At 57.6% G+C, this 24396-nt stretch carries 18 protein-coding genes and 3 pseudogenes; 14 read left to right on the top strand and 7 right to left on the bottom strand.

All coding sequences use genetic code 11. The features are described 5' to 3' along the window. The first annotated feature begins 73 nt into the window (after positions 1–73). From ATG98_RS17935 to ATG98_RS17945, 3 genes are all read left to right on the top strand, one after another. Positions 74–4930, top strand: a complete 4857-nt coding sequence (locus ATG98_RS17935) for a glutamate synthase-related protein (protein WP_228706197.1) — start codon at positions 74–76, stop codon at positions 4928–4930. Positions 4931–5034: 104 nt separating this feature from the next. Then, positions 5035–6498 carry a glutamate synthase subunit beta gene (locus ATG98_RS17940; protein WP_098424023.1) on the top strand — a complete coding sequence of 488 codons (1464 nt, stop codon included), beginning with the start codon at positions 5035–5037 and terminating at the stop codon, positions 6496–6498. Between the two features lie 63 nt (positions 6499–6561). After that, positions 6562–8523 (top strand): aconitate hydratase, encoded by a 1962-nt coding sequence (locus tag ATG98_RS17945; protein ID WP_098424024.1) that lies wholly within the window; start codon positions 6562–6564, stop codon positions 8521–8523. A 123-nt stretch (positions 8524–8646) separates the two neighbouring features. Here the strand turns inward: ATG98_RS17945 and ATG98_RS17950 are convergent. Beyond that, positions 8647–9001: pseudogene (locus ATG98_RS17950) on the bottom strand (transposase); the annotation flags it as partial. Between the two features lie 78 nt (positions 9002–9079). Then, positions 9080–9697 (bottom strand): tellurite resistance/C4-dicarboxylate transporter family protein, encoded by a 618-nt coding sequence (locus ATG98_RS17955; RefSeq protein WP_228706198.1) that lies wholly within the window; start codon positions 9695–9697, stop codon positions 9080–9082. On the opposite strand from ATG98_RS17955, the gene ATG98_RS17960 reads away from it, so the two are divergent. Further along, positions 9654–10277: a Crp/Fnr family transcriptional regulator gene (locus ATG98_RS17960; protein ID WP_179888205.1), complete on the top strand. Its 624-nt coding sequence runs from the start codon at positions 9654–9656 to the stop codon at positions 10275–10277. The two genes, ATG98_RS17955 and ATG98_RS17960, sit on opposite strands and share 44 nt — an antisense overlap. A gap of 121 nt (positions 10278–10398) precedes the next feature. Then, positions 10399–10614 carry a heavy-metal-associated domain-containing protein gene (locus ATG98_RS17965; RefSeq protein WP_007349978.1) on the top strand — a complete coding sequence of 72 codons (216 nt, stop codon included), beginning with the start codon at positions 10399–10401 and terminating at the stop codon, positions 10612–10614. 164 nt (positions 10615–10778) lie between these two features. On the opposite strand, the gene gnd is transcribed toward ATG98_RS17965, so the two are convergent. Beyond that, positions 10779–11789, bottom strand: coding sequence for a phosphogluconate dehydrogenase (NAD(+)-dependent, decarboxylating) (gene gnd, locus ATG98_RS17970; protein WP_098424490.1), 1011 nt, complete (start codon positions 11787–11789; stop codon positions 10779–10781). A 297-nt stretch (positions 11790–12086) separates the two neighbouring features. Here gnd and ATG98_RS22550 point away from each other — a divergent pair. Next, positions 12087–12256: pseudogene (locus ATG98_RS22550) on the top strand (IS5/IS1182 family transposase); the annotation flags it as partial. Positions 12257–12304: 48 nt separating this feature from the next. After that, positions 12305–12727: a hypothetical protein gene (locus ATG98_RS23055; protein WP_218925894.1), complete on the top strand. Its 423-nt coding sequence runs from the start codon at positions 12305–12307 to the stop codon at positions 12725–12727. Between the two features lie 88 nt (positions 12728–12815). On the opposite strand, the gene ATG98_RS21920 is transcribed toward ATG98_RS23055, so the two are convergent. The 4 genes and pseudogenes from ATG98_RS21920 to ATG98_RS23070 form a co-directional block, all read right to left on the bottom strand. Continuing rightward, positions 12816–12974 (bottom strand): hypothetical protein, encoded by a 159-nt coding sequence (locus ATG98_RS21920; protein ID WP_179888207.1) that lies wholly within the window; start codon positions 12972–12974, stop codon positions 12816–12818. Positions 12975–13034: 60 nt separating this feature from the next. Beyond that, the gene (locus ATG98_RS23060) at positions 13035–13727 is read right to left on the bottom strand and encodes a hypothetical protein (RefSeq protein WP_416376582.1); all 693 of its coding nucleotides are present in this window, start codon (positions 13725–13727) and stop codon (positions 13035–13037) included. A 188-nt stretch (positions 13728–13915) separates the two neighbouring features. After that, positions 13916–15192 (bottom strand): annotated as a pseudogene (locus ATG98_RS23065) (aconitase family protein); the annotation flags it as partial. Next, positions 15165–15461: a hypothetical protein gene (locus tag ATG98_RS23070; RefSeq protein WP_416376583.1), complete on the bottom strand. Its 297-nt coding sequence runs from the start codon at positions 15459–15461 to the stop codon at positions 15165–15167. The pseudogene ATG98_RS23065 and the gene ATG98_RS23070, both read right to left, overlap by 28 nt. Before the next feature lie 300 nt (positions 15462–15761). Here ATG98_RS23070 and ndhC point away from each other — a divergent pair, with 300 nt between their 5' ends. From ndhC to nuoH, 7 genes are read left to right on the top strand one after another with little or no spacing between them, the layout of a single operon-like run. Next, entirely contained in the window at positions 15762–16172 is a 411-nt protein-coding gene (gene ndhC, locus ATG98_RS17995; protein ID WP_098421647.1) for an NADH-quinone oxidoreductase subunit A, read from the top strand. Between the two features lie 32 nt (positions 16173–16204). Further along, entirely contained in the window at positions 16205–16885 is a 681-nt protein-coding gene (locus ATG98_RS18000) for an NADH-quinone oxidoreductase subunit B (protein ID WP_098418390.1), read from the top strand. A gap of 55 nt (positions 16886–16940) precedes the next feature. Beyond that, complete coding sequence (nuoC, locus tag ATG98_RS18005; RefSeq protein WP_098418391.1) at positions 16941–18728, top strand: NADH-quinone oxidoreductase subunit C/D; 1788 nt, start codon at positions 16941–16943, stop codon at positions 18726–18728. A gap of 2 nt (positions 18729–18730) precedes the next feature. Next, the gene (gene nuoE / locus ATG98_RS18010) at positions 18731–19255 is read left to right on the top strand and encodes an NADH-quinone oxidoreductase subunit NuoE (protein WP_098424026.1); all 525 of its coding nucleotides are present in this window, start codon (positions 18731–18733) and stop codon (positions 19253–19255) included. Further along, positions 19252–20604, top strand: coding sequence for an NADH-ubiquinone oxidoreductase-F iron-sulfur binding region domain-containing protein (locus ATG98_RS18015; RefSeq protein ID WP_098424027.1), 1353 nt, complete (start codon positions 19252–19254; stop codon positions 20602–20604). Before nuoE ends, ATG98_RS18015 begins: the two co-directional genes overlap by 4 nt. Next, complete coding sequence (nuoG, locus tag ATG98_RS18020; protein WP_098424028.1) at positions 20604–23384, top strand: NADH-quinone oxidoreductase subunit NuoG; 2781 nt, start codon at positions 20604–20606, stop codon at positions 23382–23384. Before ATG98_RS18015 ends, nuoG begins: the two co-directional genes overlap by 1 nt. After that, positions 23381–24391: an NADH-quinone oxidoreductase subunit NuoH gene (gene nuoH / locus ATG98_RS18025; protein ID WP_098424029.1), complete on the top strand. Its 1011-nt coding sequence runs from the start codon at positions 23381–23383 to the stop codon at positions 24389–24391. Before nuoG ends, nuoH begins: the two co-directional genes overlap by 4 nt. The last annotated feature ends 5 nt before the right edge of the window (positions 24392–24396 follow it).

Consider the following 24396-nt stretch of genomic DNA (forward strand, 5'->3'; position numbering starts at 1 on the left):
CGCATCAGCGCTTGCCCTCGTCAGGACCGTGTCATGACTGATACAGCTTCACTGAAGCCCGTTAAGGCATATAATGAGCTCCAAACCGACATTATTGTCCGCCACCGCCACGGTGGATAAACGCGCCATTTTGCCGCTGCCCGATTCCCGCAACATCCATGAGGAGTGCGCTGTGGAGCACAAGCACGACATTGAAGCCGAAATCCAACACGCCCAGCAATACGGCCTTTACAACCCCGCCAACGAGCATGATGCCTGCGGCATCGGTTTTATCGCCCATATAAAAGGCCATAAAAGTCATTCGATCGTTAAGCAAGGCTTGCTCATCCTGAAGAATCTCGCCCATCGCGGCGCGGTCGGTGCCGACAAGTTGATGGGCGACGGCGCGGGCGTTCTGATCCAGCTGCCGGATCAGTACTATCGCGAAGAGATGGCCAAGCAGGGTGTTGAACTGCCGCCGCCCGAAGAATATGGCGTAGGCATGATTTTTTTGCCGAAGGCAAATACATCCCGCATCGCGTGCGAGCAAGAGATAGAACGTGTGGTGCGCGCCGAAGGCCAGGTCGTGTTGGGTTGGCGCAACGTGCCAATCGACACCGAGATGCCGATGTCGCCTACCGTGCGTGAAAAAGAGCCGGTGATCCGCCAGATCTTCATAGGTTGCGGGCCAGACATCACGGTGAGCGACGCGCTGGAACGTAAACTGTACGTGATTCGCAAGTCTTCCAGTCACGCGATCCTGGCGCTGGATTTGCCCCACGGCAAAGAGTTTTTCGTGCCTTCGATGTCGGCCCGTACCATTGTCTACAAGGGTTTACTGCTGGCAGATCAAGTCGGCGTCTATTACAAAGATTTACAGGATGAGCGCTGCGTTTCCGCATTGGCACTGGTGCATCAACGTTTTTCTACCAATACCTTTCCGGAATGGCCGCTGGCCCACCCCTTTCGCCTGATTGCCCACAACGGCGAGATCAATACTGTCAAAGGCAATGTAAACTGGATGCGCGCGCGTGAAGGCGTGATGAAATCCACTGTGCTAGGCGACGATTTGCAAAAATTGTTCCCGCTGATTGACGACGTGCAGTCCGACACCGCGTGCTTCGATGACGCGCTTGAACTGCTGCTGATGGCAGGCTATCCGATCGCGCAAGCGATGATGATGATGATCCCCGAAGCTTGGGAAAATCACCCGTTGATGGATGACAACCGCCGCGCCTTTTACGAATATCACGCCGCGATGATGGAGCCGTGGGATGGCCCCGCCGCGATGGCGTTCACCGATGGTCGTTACATCGGTGGCACGCTGGATCGCAACGGTTTGCGTCCCGCGCGTTATATCGTAACGGATGACGACCTGGTGGTGATGGCATCCGAATCCGGCGTGCTGCCGATTCCCGAATCCAGAATTATCAAGAAATGGCGCCTGCAGCCTGGCAAGATGTTCCTGATCGACCTCGAAGCCGGGCGCATCATCGATGACCAGGAAATCAAAGATACCTACGCCAACGCCAAGCCTTACGAGGCGTGGATCAATTCTGTGCGTATCAATCTGGACGACATTAAGCTTCACGAAGTCACGCTCGACGACATCAAAACGCAAACATCGGCAGCAAATACCCGCGCATCCTTGCTTGACCGTCAGCAGGCATTTGGCTACACCCAAGAAGATGTCAGGGTATTGATGTCGCCGATGGCGCTGAATGCCGAAGAAGCGACGGGCTCAATGGGCAACGACTCGCCGCCGGCCGTGATGTCTGACAAGCTCAAACCGCTGTATCACTACTTCAAGCAGAGGTTCGCGCAAGTAACGAATCCGCCGATCGATCCGATCCGCGAGGCGATGGTGATGTCACTGGTGTCCTTTATAGGCCCCAGGCCAAACCTGCTCGACGTCAATAACAACAATCCGCCGATGCGCTTGGAAGTATCGGAGCCGATTCTGGACTATTCAGACATCGCCAAACTGCGCAACATCAGTGCCCACACCAGCGGTAATTTTAAATCCCACGAACTGAACATTTGCTATCCGGTGGCCTTGGGTAAAGAAGGCATGGAAGTGCGCCTGGCATCGCTGTGTGCGCAAGCGGTGGATGCGGTCAAAGCGGACCACAACATCCTGATCGTGTCCGACCGCAAGGTGGACGCCGAGCACGTGGCGATCCCGGCCTTGCTCGCGACGTCGGCAATCCATTTGCATCTGGTTAGCACAGGTTTTCGCACGTCGACCGGCTTGGTGGTGGAAACCGGTTCTGCCCGTGAAACGCATCATTTCGCGCTGCTTGCCGGTTTTGGCGCAGAAGCCATCCATCCGTATCTGGCGATGGATACGCTAGCGGAAATGGCCAACAGATTATCCGGTGATTTGTCGCCAGAAAAAGCCATCCAGAATTTCCAGAAAGCGCTCGCCAAGGGTTTGTTGAAGGTGATGTCGAAAATGGGCATATCGACTTACATGTCGTACTGCGGCGCGCAAGTTTTCGAAGCGATCGGCTTGAATAAGTCGCTTATCGACAAGTATTTCGAAGGCACTGCGTCCAATATTGAAGGCATCGGCGTCGTCGAAGTAGCAGAAGAGGCGTTGCGTCTGCATCAGCAAGCTTACGGCAGCGATCCGGTATTGGCGCATGCGCTCGATGCCGGTGGCGAATACGCGTTTCGCGTGCGCGGCGAAGAGCACATGTGGACGCCGGATGCGATTGCCAAGCTGCAGCATTCGACCCGATCCAACAATTTCAGCACCTACCAGGAATATGCGCAGATTATCAACGACCAAAGCAAGCGGCACATGACCTTGCGCGGTTTGTTTGAATTCAAGCTGGACCCGTCCAAAGCGATTGCTCTGGATGACGTTGAGCCGGCGAAAGAAATCGTCAAGCGCTTCACCACCGGCGCAATGTCGCTTGGCTCGATCAGCACCGAAGCGCACGCCACGTTAGCGGTCGCGATGAACCGCATCGGTGGCAAGTCCAACACCGGCGAAGGCGGTGAAGATCCGAGCCGTTATCGCCAGGAGATGAAAGGCATCCCGGTCAAACAGGGCGAGACCATGGCGTCCGTTATCGGCCATGACCAGATTGAAGCCGATATTGTCTTGCAAGATGGCGATTCGGTCCGTTCCAGGATCAAGCAGGTCGCGGCGGGTCGCTTTGGCGTGACAGCAGCGTATTTGGATTCCGCTGATCAAATCCAGGTCAAAATGGCGCAAGGCGCCAAGCCTGGAGAAGGTGGGCAGTTGCCAGGCTACAAGGTGTCTGAATATATCGCAAAATTGCGTTTCTCGGTGCCGGGCGTGGGCTTGATTTCGCCGCCGCCGCATCATGATATTTATTCGATCGAAGACTTGGCGCAGCTGATTCACGATTTGAAAAATGTAAATCCAAGCGCGTCGATCTCCATTAAGTTGGTGTCCGAAGTCGGGGTTGGCACGGTCGCGGTCGGCGTCACCAAGGCCAAGGCCGATCATGTGGTGATCGCCGGTCATGATGGCGGCACCGGCGCCACGCCGTTGTCTTCACTCAAACATGCGGGAACACCGTGGGAACTGGGTTTGGCCGAAACCCAGCAAACACTGGTACTGAACGGTTTGCGAAGCCGCATCCGGGTACAAGCCGATGGCCAAATGAAAACCGGCCGAGATGTCGTGATCGCCGCCATGTTAGGCGCCGACGAGATCGGTTTTGCGACTGCGCCGCTGGTGGTTGAAGGCTGCATTATGTTGCGCAAATGCCACCTTAATACGTGCTCGGTCGGCATCGCGACACAAGACCCGGTGCTACGCGCCAAGTTCTCCGGCAAGCCGGAACACGTGGTCAACTATTTCTTCTTCGTCGCCGAGGAAGCACGGCAGTTAATGGCGCAACTCGGTATCCGCACGTTTGATGAATTGATCGGTCGCGTCGACTTGCTCGACAAGTCACAAGCGATTACCCACTGGAAAGCCAAGGGACTTGATTTCAGCAAGATTTTCTATCAGCCGGTCATGCCTACTAGCTCACCGTGTTATCACGTCGAGGAACAAGACCACGGGCTGGAAAAAGCCCTCGATCATACGCTGATTGCCCAAGCGCAAGCAGCGATAGAACATGGCAAAAAAGTCTCGTTCAGTTTGCCGGTCAGAAACCTCAACCGCACGGTCGGCACCATGCTGTCTGGCGTCGTTGCAAAAAAATACGGTCACGAAGGCTTGCCCGACGACACTATCCACATCCAGTTGTTAGGGACCGCAGGCCAATCGGCGGGCGCGTTTCTGGCGCATGGCATCACCCTAGATCTAGTCGGCGAAGGCAATGATTACGTCGGCAAAGGTTTGTCGGGCGGGCGCATTATCGTCCGTCCGAATACAGAGTTTCCCGGTTCGGCAGACGACAACATTATCATCGGCAATACCGTGTTATACGGCGCGATTGCCGGCGAGGCATTTTTTAACGGCGTCGCCGGCGAGCGTTTCGCGGTGCGCAATTCCGGCGCCATCACAGTGGTTGAAGGCGCCGGCGACCATGGCTGCGAATACATGACTGGCGGCACAGTGGTGGTGTTCGGAGAAACCGGTCGTAACTTTGCCGCCGGCATGTCGGGCGGTATTGCTTACGTGTGGGACCCTGACGGTGATTTCGCCAACAAATGCAATATGGCGATGGTCACGCTGGAACCTGTCCTCGCCCACGCCGAGCAAGAAGCGAACGTCGATCGCGCGATCTGGCATAGCCTGCTGCGCGGTGACCAAAGTGAGACTGACGAGGTGATTCTAAAGCGCCTGATTGAGCGCCATTTCAAGGTCACCGGCAGCACGCGCGCACGCAATTTGCTGGATGACTGGTCCAATGGCCGCAACAAATTTATCAAAGTGTTCCCGAATGACTACAAGCGCGCACTGGGTGAGATGAATACGGCGCGAGTGGCTATTCGGCAGAAAGAAAAAAACGCAACATAAGTTTGCTTCGCCAGTACCTTCCTCCTTTGGGGGAAGGTCAGGATGGTGATTCGACCCCGAACACTCTCCCTGGCAAGGAGAGTTAGCTAAGACAGAGGTAGGCAATGGGTAAAATAACGGGCTTTATGGAATTTCAGCGTCAGAAAGAATCGTATTTACCGGCCGATTCACGCGTCAAGAACTATAAAGAGTTCATCCTGCCGTTGAAAGATGTACAAGCGAAAACAGAGGGTGCGCGCTGTATGGACTGCGGTACCCCGTTTTGCATGACCGGTTGCCCGGTTAACAACATCATCCCCGACTGGAACCAGCTGGTTTATAGCGGCAATTATCGCGAAGCGTTAGAGACACTGCATTCGACGAACAACTTCCCCGAATTCACCGGTCGCATCTGCCCCGCACCGTGCGAATCTGCCTGTGTGCTTGCCATCAACAACGATGCAGTTGGCATCAAATCAATCGAGCATTTCATCATCGATAAGGGCTGGAAAAACGGTTGGGTTATGCCGCAACCAGCAGTCTTCAAAACAGGTAAAAAAGTTGCCGTGGTTGGATCCGGCCCAGCTGGTCTGGCCGCAGCCCAGCAACTCGCGCGTGTCGGTCACGATGTGACTGTGTTCGAAAAAAACGATCGGATTGGCGGTTTGCTGCGTTACGGCATTCCGGGCTTCAAGATGGAAAAGTCGCATATCGACCGCCGCATCGAGCAGATGCAAGCCGAAGGTGTGCAGTTCCGTACCAGTGTGTTGATCGGCGAAGATTTCCCGTCAAACATCATTAACTGGACCAAAGAAACCATTTCGCCCAAGCAACTCGATCAAAATTTCGATGCTATCATCCTTGCGGGCGGTGCTGAATTGCCGCGCGATCTGCCGGTGCCTGGCCGTGAGCTGAAAGGCGTCCATTTTGCGATGGATTTCCTGCCGCAGCAAAATCAGGTGGATGCAGGTGACAAAGTCAATAACCAGATCATGGCTAGCGGTAAGCACGTCGTCGTTATCGGTGGTGGCGATACCGGTTCAGACTGCGTAGGCACATGCAACCGTCATAGCGCAGCCAGCTTGGCGCAATTTGAGCTGATGCCGCAACCGCCGGAACAAGAGGATAAGCCGTTGGTATGGCCGTACTGGCCGATCAAGTTGCGTACCTCCTCGTCACAAGAAGAGGGTTGCGACCGGGATTGGGCGGTTGCGACCAAGCGTTTCGAAGGGAAGGGCGGCAAGGTCGAGAAGCTGATTGCAGTCCGCGTCGAATGGATAGACGGCAAGATGCAGGAGGTGCTAAATTCCGAATTCGAAATGAAAGCGGATTTGGTATTGCTGGCGATGGGTTTTGTGTCGCCAGTGACGCAAGTGCTGGAAGCGTTCGCTGTCGAAAAAGATACGCGCGGCAACGTCAAAGCAACCACCGATGGCGACGGTTGCTACCAGACTTCGGTCGACAAAGTATTTGCTGCCGGGGACATGCGGCGCGGCCAGTCTCTGGTGGTATGGGCAATCCGTGAGGGTCGTCAGGCCGCGCGTGCGGCGGATGAGTTTTTGATGGGTGCCTCTAATTTGCCGCGATGAAAATAGGATTGCTACATTAACTTTGTGTGATTCCGTAATCTTATCAAAGTTGGGAGAAAGATCATGAGCATGAACGTTACGCAGAAATTGATCCAGTCGCATCTGATGCACGGCGACATGACGCCCGGCGAGGAGATCGGGATTCGCATTGACCAGACACTCACCCAAGACGCCACCGGCACGCTGGTGATGCTGGAGCTGGAGGCTATGGGCCTGGACCGGGTGAAAACTGAGGTGAGCGTCCAGTACGTTGACCACAACATCATTCAGGAAGACTTCAAAAACCCCGACGATCATCTTTTTCTGCGCAGCGCCTGCCAGCGCTTCGGCGTGTGGTACTCGCGACCTGGTAACGGGGTGAGTCATCCGTGCCACCAGGAAAATTTTGGTAAACCGGGCAAGACGCTGCTTGGCTCTGACAGCCACACGCCGGCCGCCGGCGCAATTGGCATGCTGGCCATCGGCGCTGGTGGGCTGGAAGTGGCGCTGGCAATGGCGGGCGAACCGTTCTTCACACGTATGCCGCTGATCTGGGGCGTGAAGCTCACCGGCAGCTTGCCGGACTGGGTGAGCGCCAAGGACGTGATTCTGGAGATGTTGCGCCGCCACGGCGTCGACGGCGGAGTGGGCCGGATTATTGAGTATTACGGGCCGGGGCTGGCCACGTTGAGCGCGATGGATCGGCACGTGATCGCCAACATGGGCGCCGAGCTTGGCGCGACCAGCACCGTTTTCCCTTCCGATCTGGAGGTGCACCGTTTCCTGCGCGCCTGGCAGCGGGAAGAGGATTGGGTCGAGCTGGCCGCGGATGCAGACGCAACCTACGATGTGAATGAAGAGATTGATTTGTCCAGCCTGGTGCCGCTGATCGCCATGCCGTCCAGCCCTGGGAACGTGCGCCCGGTCAGCGAGGTTGCCGGCGAGCGGATCTACCAGACCTACATTGGATCGTCGGCCAATCCCGGCTACCGTGACTTCGCCGTTTCCGCGATGATGGTGCAGGATCGTAAAGTCAACGACCGCGTGTCGTTCGACATCAACCCCACGTCCCGAGCCCAGCTCGAAACCTTGGTGCGCGACGGGCACGTAGCCCACTTGTTGCACGCTGGCGCGCGGCTGCACCAAGCTGGCTGTAACGGCTGCATCGGCATGGGTCAAGCGCCAGCCACAAACGAGATTTCTCTGCGCACGGTGCCACGCAACTTTCCTGGCCGCTCAGGCACCCGCGAGGACAAGGTGTGCCTGGTCAGTCCGGAGACCGCCACGGCGTCCGCGCTCACCGGCGTGATCACCGACCCGCGCACGCTTGGCATCTCCTATCCACGCATCGCGGACCCAGACCACCCGATTATCAACCGCGCGATGTTCATGCCGCCGTTACCGCTTGAGGAGGCGCTGCACGTGGACCTTGTGAAGGGCCCGAACATCGCTTCGCTGCCGAACTTCGAGCCGCTGCCTGATGAAATCAAAGTGCCGGTTCTGCTCAAGGCAGCGGACGATGTTTCCACCGATGAGATCATGCCACCCGGTTTGCGGGTGCTGCCGTTTCGCAGCAACATTCCCAAGATCGCCGAGTTCTCCTTCGATCGAATCGATCCCACCTACGCCACGCGAGCCAAGCAGGTGCCCGGCCACGTGGTGGTGGGTGGCAGCAATTATGGCCAAGGATCAAGCCGAGAGCACGCTGCACTAGGCCCTCAGTATCTTGGGCTGCGCGCGGTTCTAGCCAAGGGTTTTGCGCGGATCCACGCGCAGAACCTGATCAACTTCGGCGTGCTACCGCTGACCTTCGTTGATTCTGCGGACTACGACGGCATTCAGGCTGGCGATGTGCTGCGCCTGGCCAATCTGCGCCACGTGCTGACGGAGGGCGGCGAACTGGTGGTCGAAAACGTCACGCGCCAGTACAAATTCGAGATGCGTCACGCCATGTCGCCGCGACAAGTGCGGTTCTTGCTCCGCGGGGGGTTGATCAGCTGGATGAAGGAGCGCCTCTCCGCTTTACCCGAGTCTAGCGACACATGATGGGGTCTGCAGCGCAAGGCACCAGTTCGGTATTGCCGACATCGAGCAGCTCGTGCTGCGCGTTGGCGGTGATGCCAGCCACCGGTTTGACGAAGGCCGGGCAGGGCAGCGGTAAAACGGCCTTCCAGCCCTGCTTTTACCGATATTCTCGTCGTAGCCACCAGCGGCTCCGGCACTGTGCTGGTGTGCTTTCACATAACTGCCATCAATGAAGACCCATTCCAGATCGGAGTCTATTTTCAGCACGTCGAAGAGCTTTTTCCAGATGCCTTTTTTCGACCAGTAATTGAACGCTTTGTAGACAGAATTCCATTTGCCGAAAGGGTCTGGCAGATCTCTCCAGGGCACACCGGTCTGCATTCTGAACAGAATGCCTTCGACTGTTTTGCGCAGACCTACCTTGTTACACAGACTGAATTGAAGCAATATTTTTATGAAACCAAGACCACAGCTCCTCTGTGAGCATGTATCTGGGCATTGTGGGCTTGTATGATTGTTGTTGTGGAGCTTTATTATACGAGCTTTCTATTACCTTTCAAAGACTTACGAGAAATTGTCAACAGACCCTAAGGGAAAACTTGAAAAACGTATAGCGATAGAAAATTAACGACATCATCCAAATGTACAGCATGCCGCCCCAGAGCCACATGGATAGCGCCAAAAAGTTAATGCCCAGTTTGTAAGGTTGCGGCATATCCACCGCTATCAACGCACTGAGTACTGCAATTGACTGGGTTGCCACCACTGCCAGTAGCCACCCGCCCGTAATGCCCTTATCTAGTGATGGCTTTTCCTCTTTGACCGTGAACGCGGTAAATATGGTGTAGGTCAGCGTCAGCCAAAGCAGTATGGCAAACACCCAGAGAATTCGGTCGGCCAGAGTGTAATCCGTCAACATAATGAACTGGCTGCCAAGAACACTGGATCTGGCAGGCAGGATAAAAAACCCGGGACCACGAAGGTAGTCTATAACATCGAGCAGGAATTCTCGGCGATACCTCAGAAACCTGGCAAACGTAGCAGCCCACAAAATCCCGTAGAAGCCTATGTTTACAGTGAACAGGCTGATGGCTATCAGCTCAAAACCCAACATGTGAGCGGTTAGCGAGATGATGCCAGTAGCCATCACCATGCCAAAGTATGCGGGTGACAGGCTTTTCAAATCGTGTGTCATACCTCGGTCACCTGCATTTCCTTTTAGTGGTTTCCCGAAAGCTTTTTCGTTCGCTGCCCACGGCACAGTCAAGCTGCTTCAGTACAGCGCCTCTGGGGAGGAGGTGCTGCTCGGCCTTTTGGGGCCGAGCGATTTATTCGGTGGCCTGACCATGCTCGGCCAGCGCTGCTACCCGCAGAACGCATTCGCGCAGACAACTTGTTGCGTGTTGGTGATCACGATCACCGACTTTCGATATCTGTTGCGCACCTATTCCGAGGTGGCATTGAACGTCCTTGATGCCGTTGCCCGTGATCTTGAGGCGGCTCAAGCGACGATCCGCGCGATCAGTACCTTGCCGGTGGAGGCACGGATCGCACGTGTGTTGGTGCGTCTAGCCGACCGGTTGGGTGAAGCCGACGACGGTGGCATTCTGATCCAGTCGCCGCTGTCGCAGCAGGATCTTGCCGCCATGGTAGCTACGACCTCAGAGACCGTGAGTCGCGTCATTTCCGGGTTACGGCGAAGCGGTGACATCGAAACCGGCCGACAGTGGATACGCAATCGCACGAACCTGGCCCGTCTGGCGGACGAAATCTAGCCTGTCTGTGCATTTTCCGCATTTTATGACAAATCAATGGAGCTACTTGTTGCGGCTCATGTAACACACCACGCACATCACTCATTCTAGTCGTGACCCAAACACAGACAGGAGATGAGAGATGAAGACCCTACTGCGTAGTGATGAGTTGAACTGTCCTTCCTGCATTACCAAGATCGAGAAAGCGCTGGGCCGGCTCGGGGGTGTGACTAATGCCAAGGTCCATTTCGCGACCGGACGCATCGAGGTCGAGCACGATGCCGAACAAATCAAGGCTGAACAGCTGCTTTCGGCGGTGCGTGAAGTCGGCTACGAGGCGCGCATCAGCGCATTCTGAGTTCACAAACGTTCGGGTGGGCCACAAGCCTGCCCGGCAGTTTCACCATGAGGTGAACAATCATGAAATTTATCAGTACATTGTCCCACTGGGCTCGCCAGTTGCGTTCACCAGCGCGGCTCAGTAGCCCTAGTGGCGGCACTTTGCAGCATGTCCATGATGCGTTATCTGCGACTACTCGGCCCATGCCCTCCGAACCCGTCACGCATGGCCGATAACAGGCGGTTGCCATAGCGCGCCTGATCCCGACTGGTAAAGCGCTGGAACAATGCCTGGGCCAGTAGCGGTGCAGCCGTCTCCGTCGCGATGGCTGTCTGCAGCGCCCAGCGTCCTTCTCCCGAATCTGCTACTCGGCCATCATGAGCGATCAGGGCGGGATCGACGGCTAATGCCTCACCGGTCAGATCGAGAAGCCAGGAACGGATCACCGATCCTTGCCGCCAAAGCTGGGCGATTTCCGCGACATCGAAGTCGTAATCGACGGCTTCCGGACTGTCGCAGGAGGCGGGAAGCTCATCGGGGCTTTGCCGATCGTGGCCGGCATTGCGAAGCAGTTCGAAACCTTCGGCATAGGCGGCCATGAGCACGTATTCGATGGCGTTGTGTGCCATCTTCACGTAATGACCGGCCCCTGCGGGGCCGCAGTGCAGATAGCCTTCTGCCGCGGTGTCGCTGTCATTTCCCAGAGGTACGGGTGCCATGGTGCTTCCCCTGCCGGGCGCCAGAGTGCGGAAGAGCGGAGCCAGACGAGCCACCGGCGCGTCAGCGCCACCGATCATCAGGCAGTACCCCTGCTCCAATCCCCATATGCCACCGGACACACCGACATCGACAAAGGCAACACCCTTTTCGGCCAGGCTCTTTGCTCGATAACGCGTATCACGATGATGGGAGTTGCCGCCGTCGACCAGGATATCGTCGGTGTCGAGCAAGGGGCTCAGGGTGTCAATGACATTCGCCACCGCGGTGGCGGGAACCATCAACCAAATCACCCGTGGCACGGTCAAATGCCCGACCAGTTCATCAGGCGTCCGTGCAGGTTCGGCACCAAGCGCCGCGAGTCTGCCCAGCGCCTCGGCATCACCATCATGCACGACCACATCATGGCCGGCCGCCATCAGGCGTTGCGCCATATTACCGCCCATGCGGCCCAGTCCGATAATTCCGATTTGCATTACACAGTCATCCTTTGCATAACAATCAAGCGTCAAGCGTTCGAGTCTGGCCTGCGGGTCGGTGTCTGCGACACGCAGCTCGCGAGTTGTAGGTCCGGAGGGAAGACTCACGACAGGCTCGTGTTTGGCACGAGGCGATACGCCGACCGACAAAACTTCCGATGTCAATTGAACGTAGCAGTTGATTGGGGTCTTAGCCACCGGTGCGATAAGTGAAATTTTGTTCGATTGACGGCCAGACATCTTATCTACTTCCCGCGGTCCGTTGGCGATTGGTTGCCCCGAGGCCATTTGGTGCGATTTCTCGACGAGTTGACCGATCTGTTTGTTCAGGCTCTCCGCGTAGCGCTTGGTATGAAGCTGCTCAAGCTGGGCACTACCAGTCTGGAGGGCACTAAGATCCACGCCAACGCCTCGCGTTACGTCACAGCGCTCTGTCTCATGGCCACATCGAGAAGATGGAAGCCTGAGCGCAGTAGGAATTCCCGTCCTTCCGGGTAGCTCGGATTGGCGCTTTGTTTATTCTGCGTTTCAGGATCGTGACGATAAAAGCGATCACTGGTGCCGAAGTAGCGAGCAAGCCGGAGCGCCGTATCCGCGGTGATTCCCCGGTTTTCCCGGACAATTCATTCATCCGGGTTGCCGGAACATGTAGCGCCTTGGAAAGCGCATTAACGCTCATTTCCAGCGGGTTTAAATACTCCTCCCGAAGAATCTCCCGAATGAATGGGGCGCATACCATTACGCGTCATTTTGCATTCTCCTCAGTGATAACCAGTAATTTCAACATCTTCAGGGCCATCCTCTGTCCATCGGAAACACATACGCCACTGCTTGTTTGTGCGGATGCTTTGTTGACCTTTGCGGTCTCCCTCCAGCAGTGGAGTGGTCAAGCGTTTTGTGACAACCCAGTTAAGCTGCTTTTCTCAATTCAATAACGGCTGACTCGTAATCGTTCGGGCTTGTGTAACCCAATGTAGAAGTAGCTGTATTTGCTACTTTTGGCGACTTGCTTCACATCAGCAATTATCGCCTCGCGCTCGGAATCTGGCGGCCTGTTACACTGACGCTGGCAACCTTACCCGGCTGAATGCGAAACTCAGGCGGAACCTGTGCGTTATGGGGTATGGGAAAGCGCTTGAATAGCGTCTTGCGTGGTAGTTCATCGGGCGACTTGATCAGCATGTTTATCTCCTCGCCCCATCAAAGGGCCCACTGTGATGTTTCACCATGCCAGCGATTGAGCTATCGACTGGCCTCTCCCGGCTCCAGCAACTGTCGAAGTACATAAGGCAGGATACCGCCGTGCCGGTAGTAATCGGCCTCAGCCGGGGTGTCGATGCGCACGATGGCATCAAATGTCCGGGTCTGGCCCTGTGAGTCGGTGGCTGAGACACGCAGCTCATGAGCCGGGGTCTCGGCACTCGCCAGGCCTTTGATCGCGAAGGTTTCTTCGCCGGTCAGCCCGAGGGTCTCTGCATTCTGGCCATCGAGGAACTGCAGCGGCAGCACGCCCATGCCGATCAGATTAGAGCGGTGGATGCGCTCGTAGGACTCGGCAATCACCGCGCGCACACCTAGTAGGGCCGTGCCTTTGGCCGCCCAATCACGGGAAGAACCCGAACCGTATTCCTTGCCGGCCAGGATCACCAGCGGCGTCTTGGCCGCAGCATAGCTCTCGGCGGCCTCGTAGATGGTGGTGACCGGCGCATCGGCCCGGGTGAAATCGCGGGTGAAGCCACCCTCGGTGTCGGGAGCCAGGTGGGCGCCGATGATATCGATCAAGGGAGCAGGATCGCGCTCCATACCGTCGAAGAACGGCGGCTTGCGCACGTAGGTCGAATCAGGCTGCCACTGGAAAGTATCACCCTCGGCAATATCCATGCCCTGCCAGCGTTCGTCCCCAGCGTAGAGATCGGAATAGCCATCGGTGAACATCCCGGCGTGCAGATTCGCAGCGATCGTGTCCTCGATGGTCTGTGACGAGGGCCATATATCGTGCAGATAGACCGGCTTGCGTCAGAGTCTTCACCTAAAGGATCGTGCAGCAGGTTAACGTGCAGGCTGCCGGCCAGAGCATAGGCCACCACAAGCGGTGGCGAGGCCAGAAAGTTCATCTGCGTCTGGGGATGAATCCGGCCCTCGAAGTTGCGATTGCCGGACAGCACTGAGCACACTGTCAAATCGTTGTCGTTGACCGCGGCGCCGACTTCGGGGATCAGCGGTCCGGAGTTGCCGATGCAGGTGGTACAACCGTAGCCCACCAGATGGAAACCGAGCTTTTCGAGATACGGCGTCAAGCCGGCGCGCTCGATGTAATCGGTGACCACCCGGGAGCCGGGCGCCAGCGAGGTTTTGACCCAGGGTTTGCTGACCAGTCCTTTCTCCACGCATTTTTGGCCAGCAATGCGGCGCCGAGCATGACCAACGGGTTGGAGGTGTTGGTGCATGAGGTGATCGCGGCGATCACCACCGAACCGTGGTCGATTTCACCCTGGCTGCCATCAGCCAGGGTTATCGGGATAGGGTTGGGTGACCATTCGGCGCCGCAGCCATCGTCGGGAAGCGCTCGCGGCGCATCGCTGGGATCACTATGTATGATCGAGATCGGGTCGCTCGCCGGAAAGGAGGCATCAGAGGCTGCGTCAAGACCGACCCGCAGCGCGTCAGCCTGGGATTGACCGGCAAGCAGCGCGCAGACCGTATTCGGCGCAATGCGCAGTGGCACTTGGTCCTGCGGGCGCTTGGGCCCGGCCAGCGACGGCTCGACGCTGCCAAGATCGAACTCCAGGATTTGGGAATATTCGGCCTCGTGCTCCGGGTCGTGCCACAAGCCCTGTTCTTTGGCATAGGCCTCGACCAGGCGGATTTGATGCTCGGGCCGCCCGGTCAGGCGCAGATAGGAAAGGGTCTCGTCGTCGATGGGAAAGATGGCGCAGGTCGAACCGTACTCGGGGCTCATGTTGCCGATGGTAGCGCGATTGGCCAGTGGCACACTGGCCAGGCCAGGGCCATAAAACTCGACAAACTTCCCAACTACGCCGGTTTTGCGCAGCAACTCAGCCACCGTAAGTACCAGGTCGGTGGCGGTAGTGCCCGGCTTCAGTTCCCCGGTGAGCTTGAAGCCGAGTACCTGAGGCATGAGCATGCTGATCGGCTGGCCGAGCATAGCAGCTTCAGCCTCAATGCCGCCCACGCCCCAGCCAAGCACGCCCAGGCCGTTGACCATCGGCGTGTGTGAGTCGGTGCCTACCAGGGTGTCCGGGTAGGCAAGGGTTCCATCGGGAGTCTCGCGGGTGAACACCACTCGGGACAGGTATTCGAGGTTAATCTGGTGGCAGATGCCGGTGTCAGGCGGAACAACCTTGAAATCGTTTAACGTTTGCGCGCCCCAGCGCAGCAGCTGGTAGCGTTCTGCGTTGCGTTCGAATTAATGCACGGCACACCGGTGAAATCCTGCATCAGCACCCGCGCCGGCGCCGGCGTGTACTGTATTTCCTGTGTGCGCACATTTTTCGGCTGCCACTCGGCCAGAGTCTGAATCTGCTCGGGGGTGATTCGCTCACCATCCTCGTTGCGCAGCAGGTTTTCCAGTAACACCTTCAGGCTGTAGGCAGCCGCTGCGCGCCGTCGATACGATCGAGGCGATAGGATAGATGGTGTAGGTCGCATCGTCGACTTTGAGTGTATCGCGGGTATTGAAACTGTTGGATGACATGAGAAACTCTCCACAGCATGTGGGTTGTAAGGTCGGGGGGGCTCCCGATTTTAATTAAACGTAGCAGATGATCGGAAGGGCGGCCACTGGCGCGCATGACCTTTGAGATGGGCTTAATCGACAGGCGCCCTTGACAAGACCATAAGCGCCTTCTAGTTTAGGACTGACTAATGATTGGCAACATAAGCGAGTTTGTTGCCAATCTCGGTGGGTTCCTTGGACGGCAAATCACAGAAGCCATTAGCAGGATAACTATGCAACAGGGCGGGACAGTGTTGATTGCCGAGTACTGGGCCACCGGGCTTTTTGTTCTGGCAGTCATAGGCCTGTGCGCTTTCATGATCGGCGTGTCTGCGCTGCTCGGCGGGCGCAGTCAGGGGCCCAGCAAAGGGTTGCCTTTCGAAAGCGGCATCATCGGCACGGGTAGCGCACGCCAGCGTTTTTCCATCCAGTTCTATCTGGTCGCAATGCTCTTCGTAATCTTTGATATCGAAGCCATGTTCCTGTTTTCCTGGGCCGTGTCGGTGCGCGAGGTGGGTTGGGGCGGCTTCTGGGGTGCCGCAATATTTATCGGCATACTTCTCGCAGGGCTGGTGTATGACTACCGTTCTGGTGCGTTGGATTGGGCTCCCGTAGGTCGCGAACGGCTACATCGAGGAAAGTAATCACTTATTGGTTTTCATCTGGGAGGCACACCATGGCATACACCCTTACTCGGGCCGAAGATGCAGTGGCAGCAGAAAACGATCGCTACCCCTTAGGTAAACAACAACACGTCGAAGACCCGATGAGGGACCAGGTGCACCGCAGCGTGTACACCGGCAAGCTTAAAGATGCCCTCAATTCGACGGTGAACTGGGGGCGCAAAAACTCCCTGTGGCCCTATAACTTCGGCCTGTCTTGCTGTTATGTGGAAATGACCACGGCGTTTACCTCGCCCCACGATATCGCTCGTTTCGGTGCCGAGGTCATTCGTGCTTCTCCACGCCAGGCGGATTTCATGGTTATTGCCGGCACCTGTTTTGTGAAAATGGCGCCGATTATCCAGCAACTCTACGACCAGATGCTCGAACCCAAGTGGGTGATTTCCATGGGCTCCTGCGCCAATTCTGGTGGCATGTACGATATTTATTCGGTAGTGCAGGGGGTTGACAAGTTTTTGCCTGTGGATGTTTACGTGGCCGGCTGCCCGCCGCGCCCGGAAGCTTTTTTGCAGGGCTTGCAGCTGCTGCAAGACTCGATTCAAGAGGAACGTCGGCCGCTATCCTGGGTAGTTGGCGACCAGGGCGTGTACCGCGCAGAAATGCCGTCCCAGCGAGAGAAGCATCGCGATCGGCGTATTCAGGTGACAGAGCTGCGAACACCGGACAGCGTTTAACCCAAGAATTTCCAGATATTCTCACGCACCTTAGAGCGAGAGGGACACTGTTAAAATGAGTGTTGTTAACCCCAACACCAGCGCGGCAGCCGCTCCCGACCATCGGGCCAGCTCCCTCGTGGCAATGCTGCGAGAGCGCTTTGGTGACCAGGTGCTCCATGAACAGCCCACTTTGACGGGCATGCCGGTGTTGTGGGTGAGCCGGGACGCACTGGTTGAGGTGCTGGCAACGCTGCGCAAGCTACCCGAACCATTCGAGATGCTGTTTGATTTGTCAGCGGTTGACGAGCGCCTGCGCAGTCATCGCCATGGCTTGCCCGAAGCCGATTTCACTGTGTTCTATCAGCTGCTGTCCGTATCGGGCAATCGCGACATCATGCTTAAGGTGGCGCTCCTCGAGCAGGATCTGTCTTTGCCTACAGTGATCCCGGTCTACCCCAACGCCAACTGGTACGAGCGCGAAGTCTGGGACATGTTCGGTGTTCACTTTGACGGACACCCCAACCTTTCCCGCATTTTGATGCCGTCTACCTGGCAGGGCCACCCACTACGTAAGGATCACCATGCCAGAGCGACCGAATTTGATCCTTATACCCTAACCGTGGCGAGCCAGGAACGAGAACAGCAAGCCCTGAAGTTCAAGCCTGAAGACTGGGGCATGAAACGTAAAAACGATGAAACTGATTTCATGTTTCTTAACCTGGGGCCGAATCATCCGTCCGCCCATGGCGCATTTCGCCTTGTATTGCAGCTCGACGGCGAGGAGATCATCGACTGCGTGCCGGATATCGGCTACCACCATCGTGGTGCAGAGAAAATGGCCGAGCGCCAGTCCTGGCACAGCTTCATTCCCTACACCGACCGTATCGATTACGTGGGCGGCGTAATGAACAATCTGCCCTACGTGCTTGCGGTGGAGAAGCTTGCCGGCATACAAGTGAATGGCCGCATCGAGACCATTCGGGTGATGATGGCAGAGCTTTTTCGTATTACCAGCCACCTGCTATTTCTGGGCACTTATTTGCAGGATCTTGGCGCTATGTCGCCGGTTTTCTATACCTTTACCGACCGCCAGAAGGGCTACGACGTGATTGAGGCGATCACCGGGTTTCGTATGCACCCGGCCTGGTATCGCATCGGTGGCGTAATGCAGGATCTGCCGAAAGGTTGGGACAGGCTCATGCAGGGCTTCGTTGACTGGATGCCTGCCCGGCTCAACGAATACGAGCGTGCGATGATGAAAAACTCCCTGGTATGGGATCGCACCAAACACATCGCCGCCTTCGATACTGCCAATGCCTTGGCCTGGGGCGTTACCGGTCCCAACTTGCGGGCCACCGGTTGCGACTTCGACCTGCGCAAGAAGCGACCCTATTCGGGCTATGAGAATTTCGACTTCGAGATACCGCTGGCACACAACGGCGACGTCTTTGACCGTGGCCAGCTGCGCATCGACGAGATGCGTGAAAGTGTGAAGATCATTCAACAGTGCATCAATCACATGCCCGCAGGCGATTACAAAGCAGATCATCCGCTGACCACGCCACCACCCCGGGAGCGCATGCTTGAGCATATTGAAACCCTGATTACGCATTTTCTGCAGGTGTCCTGGGGGCCGGTTCTGCCCGGCAACGAATCGCTGCAGATGATTGAAGCCACCAAGGGCATCAACAGTTATTACCTGACCAGTGACGGCGGCACCATGAGCTACCGCACGCGAATTCGCACGCCAAGCTTTCCGCATCTGCAGCAGATTCCTGTGCTGATGCGCGGCGGCTTTGTGCCGGATTTGATCGCGCATCTGGGCAGTATCGATTTCGTTATGGCCGACGTGGACCGCTGATCATGCCGCAAACATTTATACCTTTGAGCACAGCCACAGACCTCATCGCAACCGATGGCTTTGAGCTGCACGAGGACGACCGCCGAGCCATGCTCACCGAACGCGACCATTACGAGCAGCCTCAGGCAGCCTGCATCGAAGCACTGAAGATCGTGCAAAAGCGCCACGGCTGGGTGCCAGATGGAGCCATTGTCGCCATCGCCGAAACCCTCGGCATCGGTGCCGGAGCAGTGGAGGGCGTTGCTACCTTCTACAGCCTGATCTTTCGCGAGCCGGTGGGGCGTCACGTGATCCTGCTGTGCGATAGCAGCTCATGCTTCCTCACCGGCTATGAAGCGTTGAGCGAGGTTTTGAGTGAGCGTCTCGGCATAGGCTTCGGCCAGACTACGGGAGATGGCCGCTTTACTCTGCTGCCGGTGTGCTGCCTGGGAGCCTGCGATCGCGGCCCTGCGATGATGATTGGCGATGACACTTTCGGCCCCATCGAAGCAGACGACCTGGATGAACTTCTGGAGGCCTATCCATGACGGTGATACCGAAAGATTCACGGCTGCGCTATCACTGCCAGCTGCGCCAGAGTGCCGAGGAGCGCCACGCTGAGACACACCCGTTGACCTGGCGACTACGCGAGGACGGCGCCCGGGTCGGGTTCGCGGAATATTGTGCGAAGGAGGGTTATCAGAGCGCAAGACAAACCCTGACACAGCGCACACCTGCTGACATAATCGACACCATGAAACAGGCCAATGTGCGTGGCCGGGGCGGCGGTGGTTTCTCCGCCGGGGTCAAGTGGGGCCTGACACAGGTAGGAGATCATCTGCCCCGTGGCTACCTGATCTGTAATGCCGACGAGATGGAGCCGGGTACCTTCAAAGATCGCCTGCTGCTGGAACAGCTGCCGCACCTGCTGATTGAAAGCATGATCATCGCGGGCTATGCCAACCGCTCTTGTTATGGCTATATTTTCCTGCGCGGCGAATACGTGGAGGCGGCGCGCTCCGTGGCCCTGGCCATCGAAGAGGCACGGCAGGCCGGCCTGCTGGGAAGCGACATCGCCGGCAGCGGCTTCGATTTCGATATCGCCTTACACACAGGTGCCGGGCGCTACATCTGCGGTGAAGAAACCGCACTGATCAATTCCCTGGAAGGCAAGCGCGCTAACCCCCGGGCCAAGCCGCCGTTTCCCGGCCAATCTGGCGCCTGGGGCAAACCCACGGTGGTTAACAACGTGGAGACTCTGTGCAATGTGCCTAGCGTTATGCAGCACGGTGCAGACTGGTATCAAGGACTATCCGGCGGGCTCAGTGGGGATGGTGGCACCAAGCTGTATGGCGTCTCCGGGTTAGTTGAACGCCCGGGGCTCTGGGAGCTGCCCATTGGCACCAGCGGCCGGGAGATTCTCGAACGCGCCGGTGGCATGCGCCAGGGCCACACCCTCAAAGCCTGGCTGCCCGGTGGCGGTAGCACCGGTTTTCTGTTGCCGGAACATCTCGATTTGCCCATGGACTTCGATACGATCGGCCAATACGGCAGCCGTCTGGGCACCAGCGTGATAGCCGTGGTCAGTGAGCGCCAGAGTATTGTTTCGCTGCTCCGCAACCTCGAACAATTCTTTGCCCGGGAGTCCTGCGGCTGGTGCACTCCCTGTCGCGATGGCCTGCCCTGGACAGTAAAAATACTGCAGGCCCTGGAGAGAGGTGAAGGCAAGCCAGAGTATATCGAGATCCTCGAGCAGCACACCTTAGGGCTGAATTCTCCGCGTACTTTCTGCGCCCATGCGCCGGGGGCAATGATGCCGCTGGAATCGGCCCTCAAACTCTTCCGGGCAGAATTTGAGGCTGGCATCGCTAGTACATCGCTGGAAGGGGTGAGCTGATGGCGACGATTCACGTGGACGGCAAAGCCTACGAAGTAGACGGCGCGGATAATCTGCTGCACGCCTGCCTGTCTTTGGGGCTGGACATTCCGTATTTCTGCTGGCACCCGGCCATGGACAGCATTGGTGCCTGTCGTCAGTGCGCGGTCAAGCAGTACAAGGACAAGGACGACACCCAGGGCAAACTGGTGATGTCGTGCATGACGCCTTCTACAGACAATAGCTGGATCTCCATCGCCGACGAGGAAGCCAAGACATTCCGGTCGGAGGTGGTGGAGTGGTTGATGACCTATCACCCTCACGATTGTCCGGTCTGCGAAGAAGGCGGCCACTGTCATCTGCAAGACGTGACGGTGATGACCGGCCACAGCCGGCGCAGCTACAGTTTTCGCAAGCGCACCCACCGCAACCAGTACCTGGGGCCGTTTGTTGCCCATGAGATGAATCGCTGTATCAACTGCTATCGCTGCGTGCGCTTCTACAACGACTACGCCGGCGGCACAGATCTCGGCGTCTTCGGCTCGAACAACAACTTGTATTTCGGGCGCCATCAGGAAGGCGTTCTGGAGAGTCCGTTTGCCGGCAACCTGACCGAAGTCTGCCCCACCGGCGTGTTCACTGACCAGACCCACTCGGACCGCTACGTTCGCAAGTGGGATATGCAATTCGCGCCCAGCGTCTGCCATCAGTGCGCGGTGGGCTGCAATATCAGCCCGGGAGAACGCTACGGCGAGATTCGCCGCATCGAGAACCGCTATCACGGTGATCTCAATCGTTATTTCCTGTGCGATCGTGGACGTTTCGGCTACGGCTACGTCAATCGCACCGACCGGCCGCGCCAGCCAGAGTGGAGGAGAGAGGGGCGTAGTGAGCGCAGGAGTGATGATCATGGCGAGCGCGCCGAAGAGATAGTCATCCTGGAAGTGGACCCGGCTCTGGATCGCGGCGCTGATCTGCTGCGCAACGCCAAACGGGTGATTGGCATAGGTTCGCCACGGGCCAGCCTGGAAAGCAATCATCAGCTGATCAAGTTAGTCGGCCGGGACAACTTCTCTAGTGGTGTCGCCGCCGCTGAGCAGGCTTGTCTTGAGCGCATGGCGGAACTGGAGAGCTCTTGCGGCTTGCCGATTCCCACAGTGCGGGAGGTGGAGGCCCACGACGCAGTGTTGGTGCTTGGCGAGGACCTGATGCACAGCGCGGCACGTCTGGCATTGTCATTGCGCCAGGCAGTGCTGGCCCGGCGCGATGCTTTGGCGGAAGAACGTGGCATCCCAATCTGGAACGCCGAAGCGGTCAAGATCCTCGCCCAGGACAACCGACACCCACTGTTCATCGCCTACCCCAGCGCCACCGAACTCGACGAGATCAGTGCCGGTAGCTGGCAGTTAGCGCCTGCGGACATCGCCCGCTTAGGCTTCGCCATTGCTCATATTATCGACGGTAACGCACCTGCGGTGCCGGGGCTCGATGCGGCTCTGGCAGCGGCGGCGCAGACGGTGGCCAAACAGTTGATAGCGGCGGAGAGACCACTGGTAATCAGCGGTGGCTCATTGGAGTCCACCCAGGTACTCGATGCGGCGGGCAGCATTGCCCGGGCACTGTCGCGGCGCACCAAACGCGCCGGCCTTATGCTCATTCGTAGGGAAGCCAACAGTACAGGCCTTACCATGCTGGGCGGTCGTCCACTGGAGTGGGCCCTGGATGAAATCGTCGAAGGCCGGGCAGATGCCCTCGTGGTATTGGAAAACGACCTGTACGTCCGGCTGCCGGAAGCGCGGGTTGACGCCGCATTAAATACGGCAACCGCGTTGGTCGTGCTCGATCACCAGCGTACCCGCACCTGGCAGCGAGCCAGGCTTGGCTTGGCCGCCGCCAGTTTCACCGAGGCGGACGGCACGCTGGTGAATCTGGAGGGCCGGGCCCAACGGTTCTACCAGGTCTTCGATACGAGCTATATGCGCCCGGAGTCCCGCATTCACCAAAGTTGGCGCTGGCTACACGCCCTACGTACCAGTCTCATTCGCGGCGAGGACAGCACCATTACTCTGGACCAGGCCACTGAGGCCTGTGCCCAGGATTATCCGGCACTGGCGGACATTGTTGCGAGCTCTCTAAGCGCGGATTATCGAGTTAAAGGCGTCAAGTTGGCCCGGGCCCCCCACCGCTTCAGTGGGCGAACGTCTCTGCGTGCCAACATTGCAGTGAGCGAACCGCGCACGCCCCAGGACCCGGATACGCCCTTTAACTTTTCCATGGAAGGTTACAGCGGTTTCGATCGGCCTCGTAAAGAAGTGCCATTCGCCTGGGCCCCGGGCTGGAACTCGCACCAGGCCTGGAATAAATTTACCGATGAAGTGGGTGGACATCTGCGTGGCGGCGATCCCGGAGTGCGCCTGGTTGCACCGCGGCCCGGTGCGTATCGCTATGCCAGCGATATCCCCGCGGCCTTCGAACCGCAACAGGACCGTTGGCAGCTGCTGGTGTTGCCGCGACTGTTTGGCGGCGAGGAAACTTCCTCCCGCTCCGCGCCCATTGAAGAACGTGCGGAACTGCCGACCATTGGTTTATCCAGCGCAGATGCGGCACGGCGGGGGTTTGAGCAGGGCGCATCGCTGACACTGGAAACAGAGACCGCGTGTCTTACCCTGCCATTACGCTGCGATCAGCGTTTACCCAGCGGTATCGTCAGCTTGCCGGCAGGAATATCCAGCGAATTCAGCAGCGGCGATTGGGCCAGGCTTGAGGCTTCGGGCCCCGACTATAAGGAGGCGCGCGAATGAGCTGGATAACCCTTGGCGACTGGCGACCCGAATGGTTGACCCCGACGGTGATGGATATCGCCGTGGCCATGATCCAGGCAGTGGTCATTCTGCTGGTAGCGGTGCTGGTGGGGGCAATCCTCACGGTGGTAGAGCGTCGCCTGCTGGGCTGGTGGCAAGACCGTTACGGCCCCAACCGGGTCGGCCCCTTCGGCTCCCTGCAAGTGGTCGCCGATATGATCAAGATCTTTTTCAAGGAAGACTGGATACCGCCCTTCGCCGACCGGACACTCTTCGTGCTGGCCCCGGCGATTGCTATGGCATCGCTGCTGCTGTCGTTCATGATTATCCCCATCACGCCGGGCTGGGGCGTGGCGGACTGGAATATCGGTCTGCTGTTCTTCCTGGCCATGGGCGGCATCAATGTCTATTCCGTACTGCTGGGAGGCTGGGCCAGCGCCAACAAGTATGCGTTGATCGGCGCCATGCGCTCTTCGGCTCAGACCATCTCCTATGAGGTCTTCATGGGCCTGTCACTGATGGGCGTTGTTGCCATGGCCGGCACCTTTAACTTGCGCGAGATCGTCAATGCGCAGCAGGAAATGTGGTACATCATTCCCCAGTTTCTGGGCTTCTGTAACTTTCTTATTGCCGGCTTCGCGGTAGTGCACCGTCACCCCTTCGATCAGCCCGAAGCGGAGCAGGAGTTGGCAGACGGCTATCACGTTGAATACTCCTCTATGAAATTCGGCATGTTCTTTATCGGCGAATATGTCGGCATGCTGTTAATTTCGGCGCTCGTGGTGACGCTGTTCTTCGGTGGTTGGCACGGGCCGCTGCTGCCACCCATTGTCTGGTTTGTACTCAAGACCAGTGTCTTTTTGATGCTGTTCATTCTGGTGCGAGCTGCGCTGCCCCGCCCGCGTTACGACCGGGTGATGACCTTTGGCTGGATTGTCTGTCTGCCGCTGACGCTGATCAACCTTCTGGTAACCGGCGCGGTGATACTGCTTGTTGCGCCAGGCTAGGAGCA

The organism is Marinobacter sp. LV10R520-4, from assembly GCF_002563815.1.
Lineage (GTDB): Bacteria > Pseudomonadota > Gammaproteobacteria > Pseudomonadales > Oleiphilaceae > Marinobacter.

Coding starts and splice junctions, on each gene's coding strand:
- ATG98_RS17935 (WP_228706197.1), top strand. CDS start 74: ATGAGCTCCAAACCGACATTATTGTCCGCCACCGCCACGGTGGATAAA.
- ATG98_RS17940 (WP_098424023.1), top strand. CDS start 5,035: ATGGGTAAAATAACGGGCTTTATGGAATTTCAGCGTCAGAAAGAATCG.
- ATG98_RS17945 (WP_098424024.1), top strand. CDS start 6,562: ATGAGCATGAACGTTACGCAGAAATTGATCCAGTCGCATCTGATGCAC.
- ATG98_RS17960 (WP_179888205.1), top strand. CDS start 9,654: ATGCCAAAGTATGCGGGTGACAGGCTTTTCAAATCGTGTGTCATACCT.
- ATG98_RS17955 (WP_228706198.1), bottom strand. CDS start 9,697: ATGACACACGATTTGAAAAGCCTGTCACCCGCATACTTTGGCATGGTG.
- ATG98_RS17965 (WP_007349978.1), top strand. CDS start 10,399: ATGAAGACCCTACTGCGTAGTGATGAGTTGAACTGTCCTTCCTGCATT.
- gnd (WP_098424490.1), bottom strand. CDS start 11,789: ATGCAAATCGGAATTATCGGACTGGGCCGCATGGGCGGTAATATGGCG.
- ATG98_RS21920 (WP_179888207.1), bottom strand. CDS start 12,974: ATGCTGATCAAGTCGCCCGATGAACTACCACGCAAGACGCTATTCAAG.
- ATG98_RS23060 (WP_416376582.1), bottom strand. CDS start 13,727: ATGTTCACCGATGGCTATTCCGATCTCTACGCTGGGGACGAACGCTGG.
- ATG98_RS23070 (WP_416376583.1), bottom strand. CDS start 15,461: ATGCGACCTACACCATCTATCCTATCGCCTCGATCGTATCGACGGCGC.
- ndhC (WP_098421647.1), top strand. CDS start 15,762: ATGCAACAGGGCGGGACAGTGTTGATTGCCGAGTACTGGGCCACCGGG.
- ATG98_RS18000 (WP_098418390.1), top strand. CDS start 16,205: ATGGCATACACCCTTACTCGGGCCGAAGATGCAGTGGCAGCAGAAAAC.
- nuoC (WP_098418391.1), top strand. CDS start 16,941: ATGAGTGTTGTTAACCCCAACACCAGCGCGGCAGCCGCTCCCGACCAT.
- nuoE (WP_098424026.1), top strand. CDS start 18,731: ATGCCGCAAACATTTATACCTTTGAGCACAGCCACAGACCTCATCGCA.
- ATG98_RS18015 (WP_098424027.1), top strand. CDS start 19,252: ATGACGGTGATACCGAAAGATTCACGGCTGCGCTATCACTGCCAGCTG.
- nuoG (WP_098424028.1), top strand. CDS start 20,604: ATGGCGACGATTCACGTGGACGGCAAAGCCTACGAAGTAGACGGCGCG.
- nuoH (WP_098424029.1), top strand. CDS start 23,381: ATGAGCTGGATAACCCTTGGCGACTGGCGACCCGAATGGTTGACCCCG.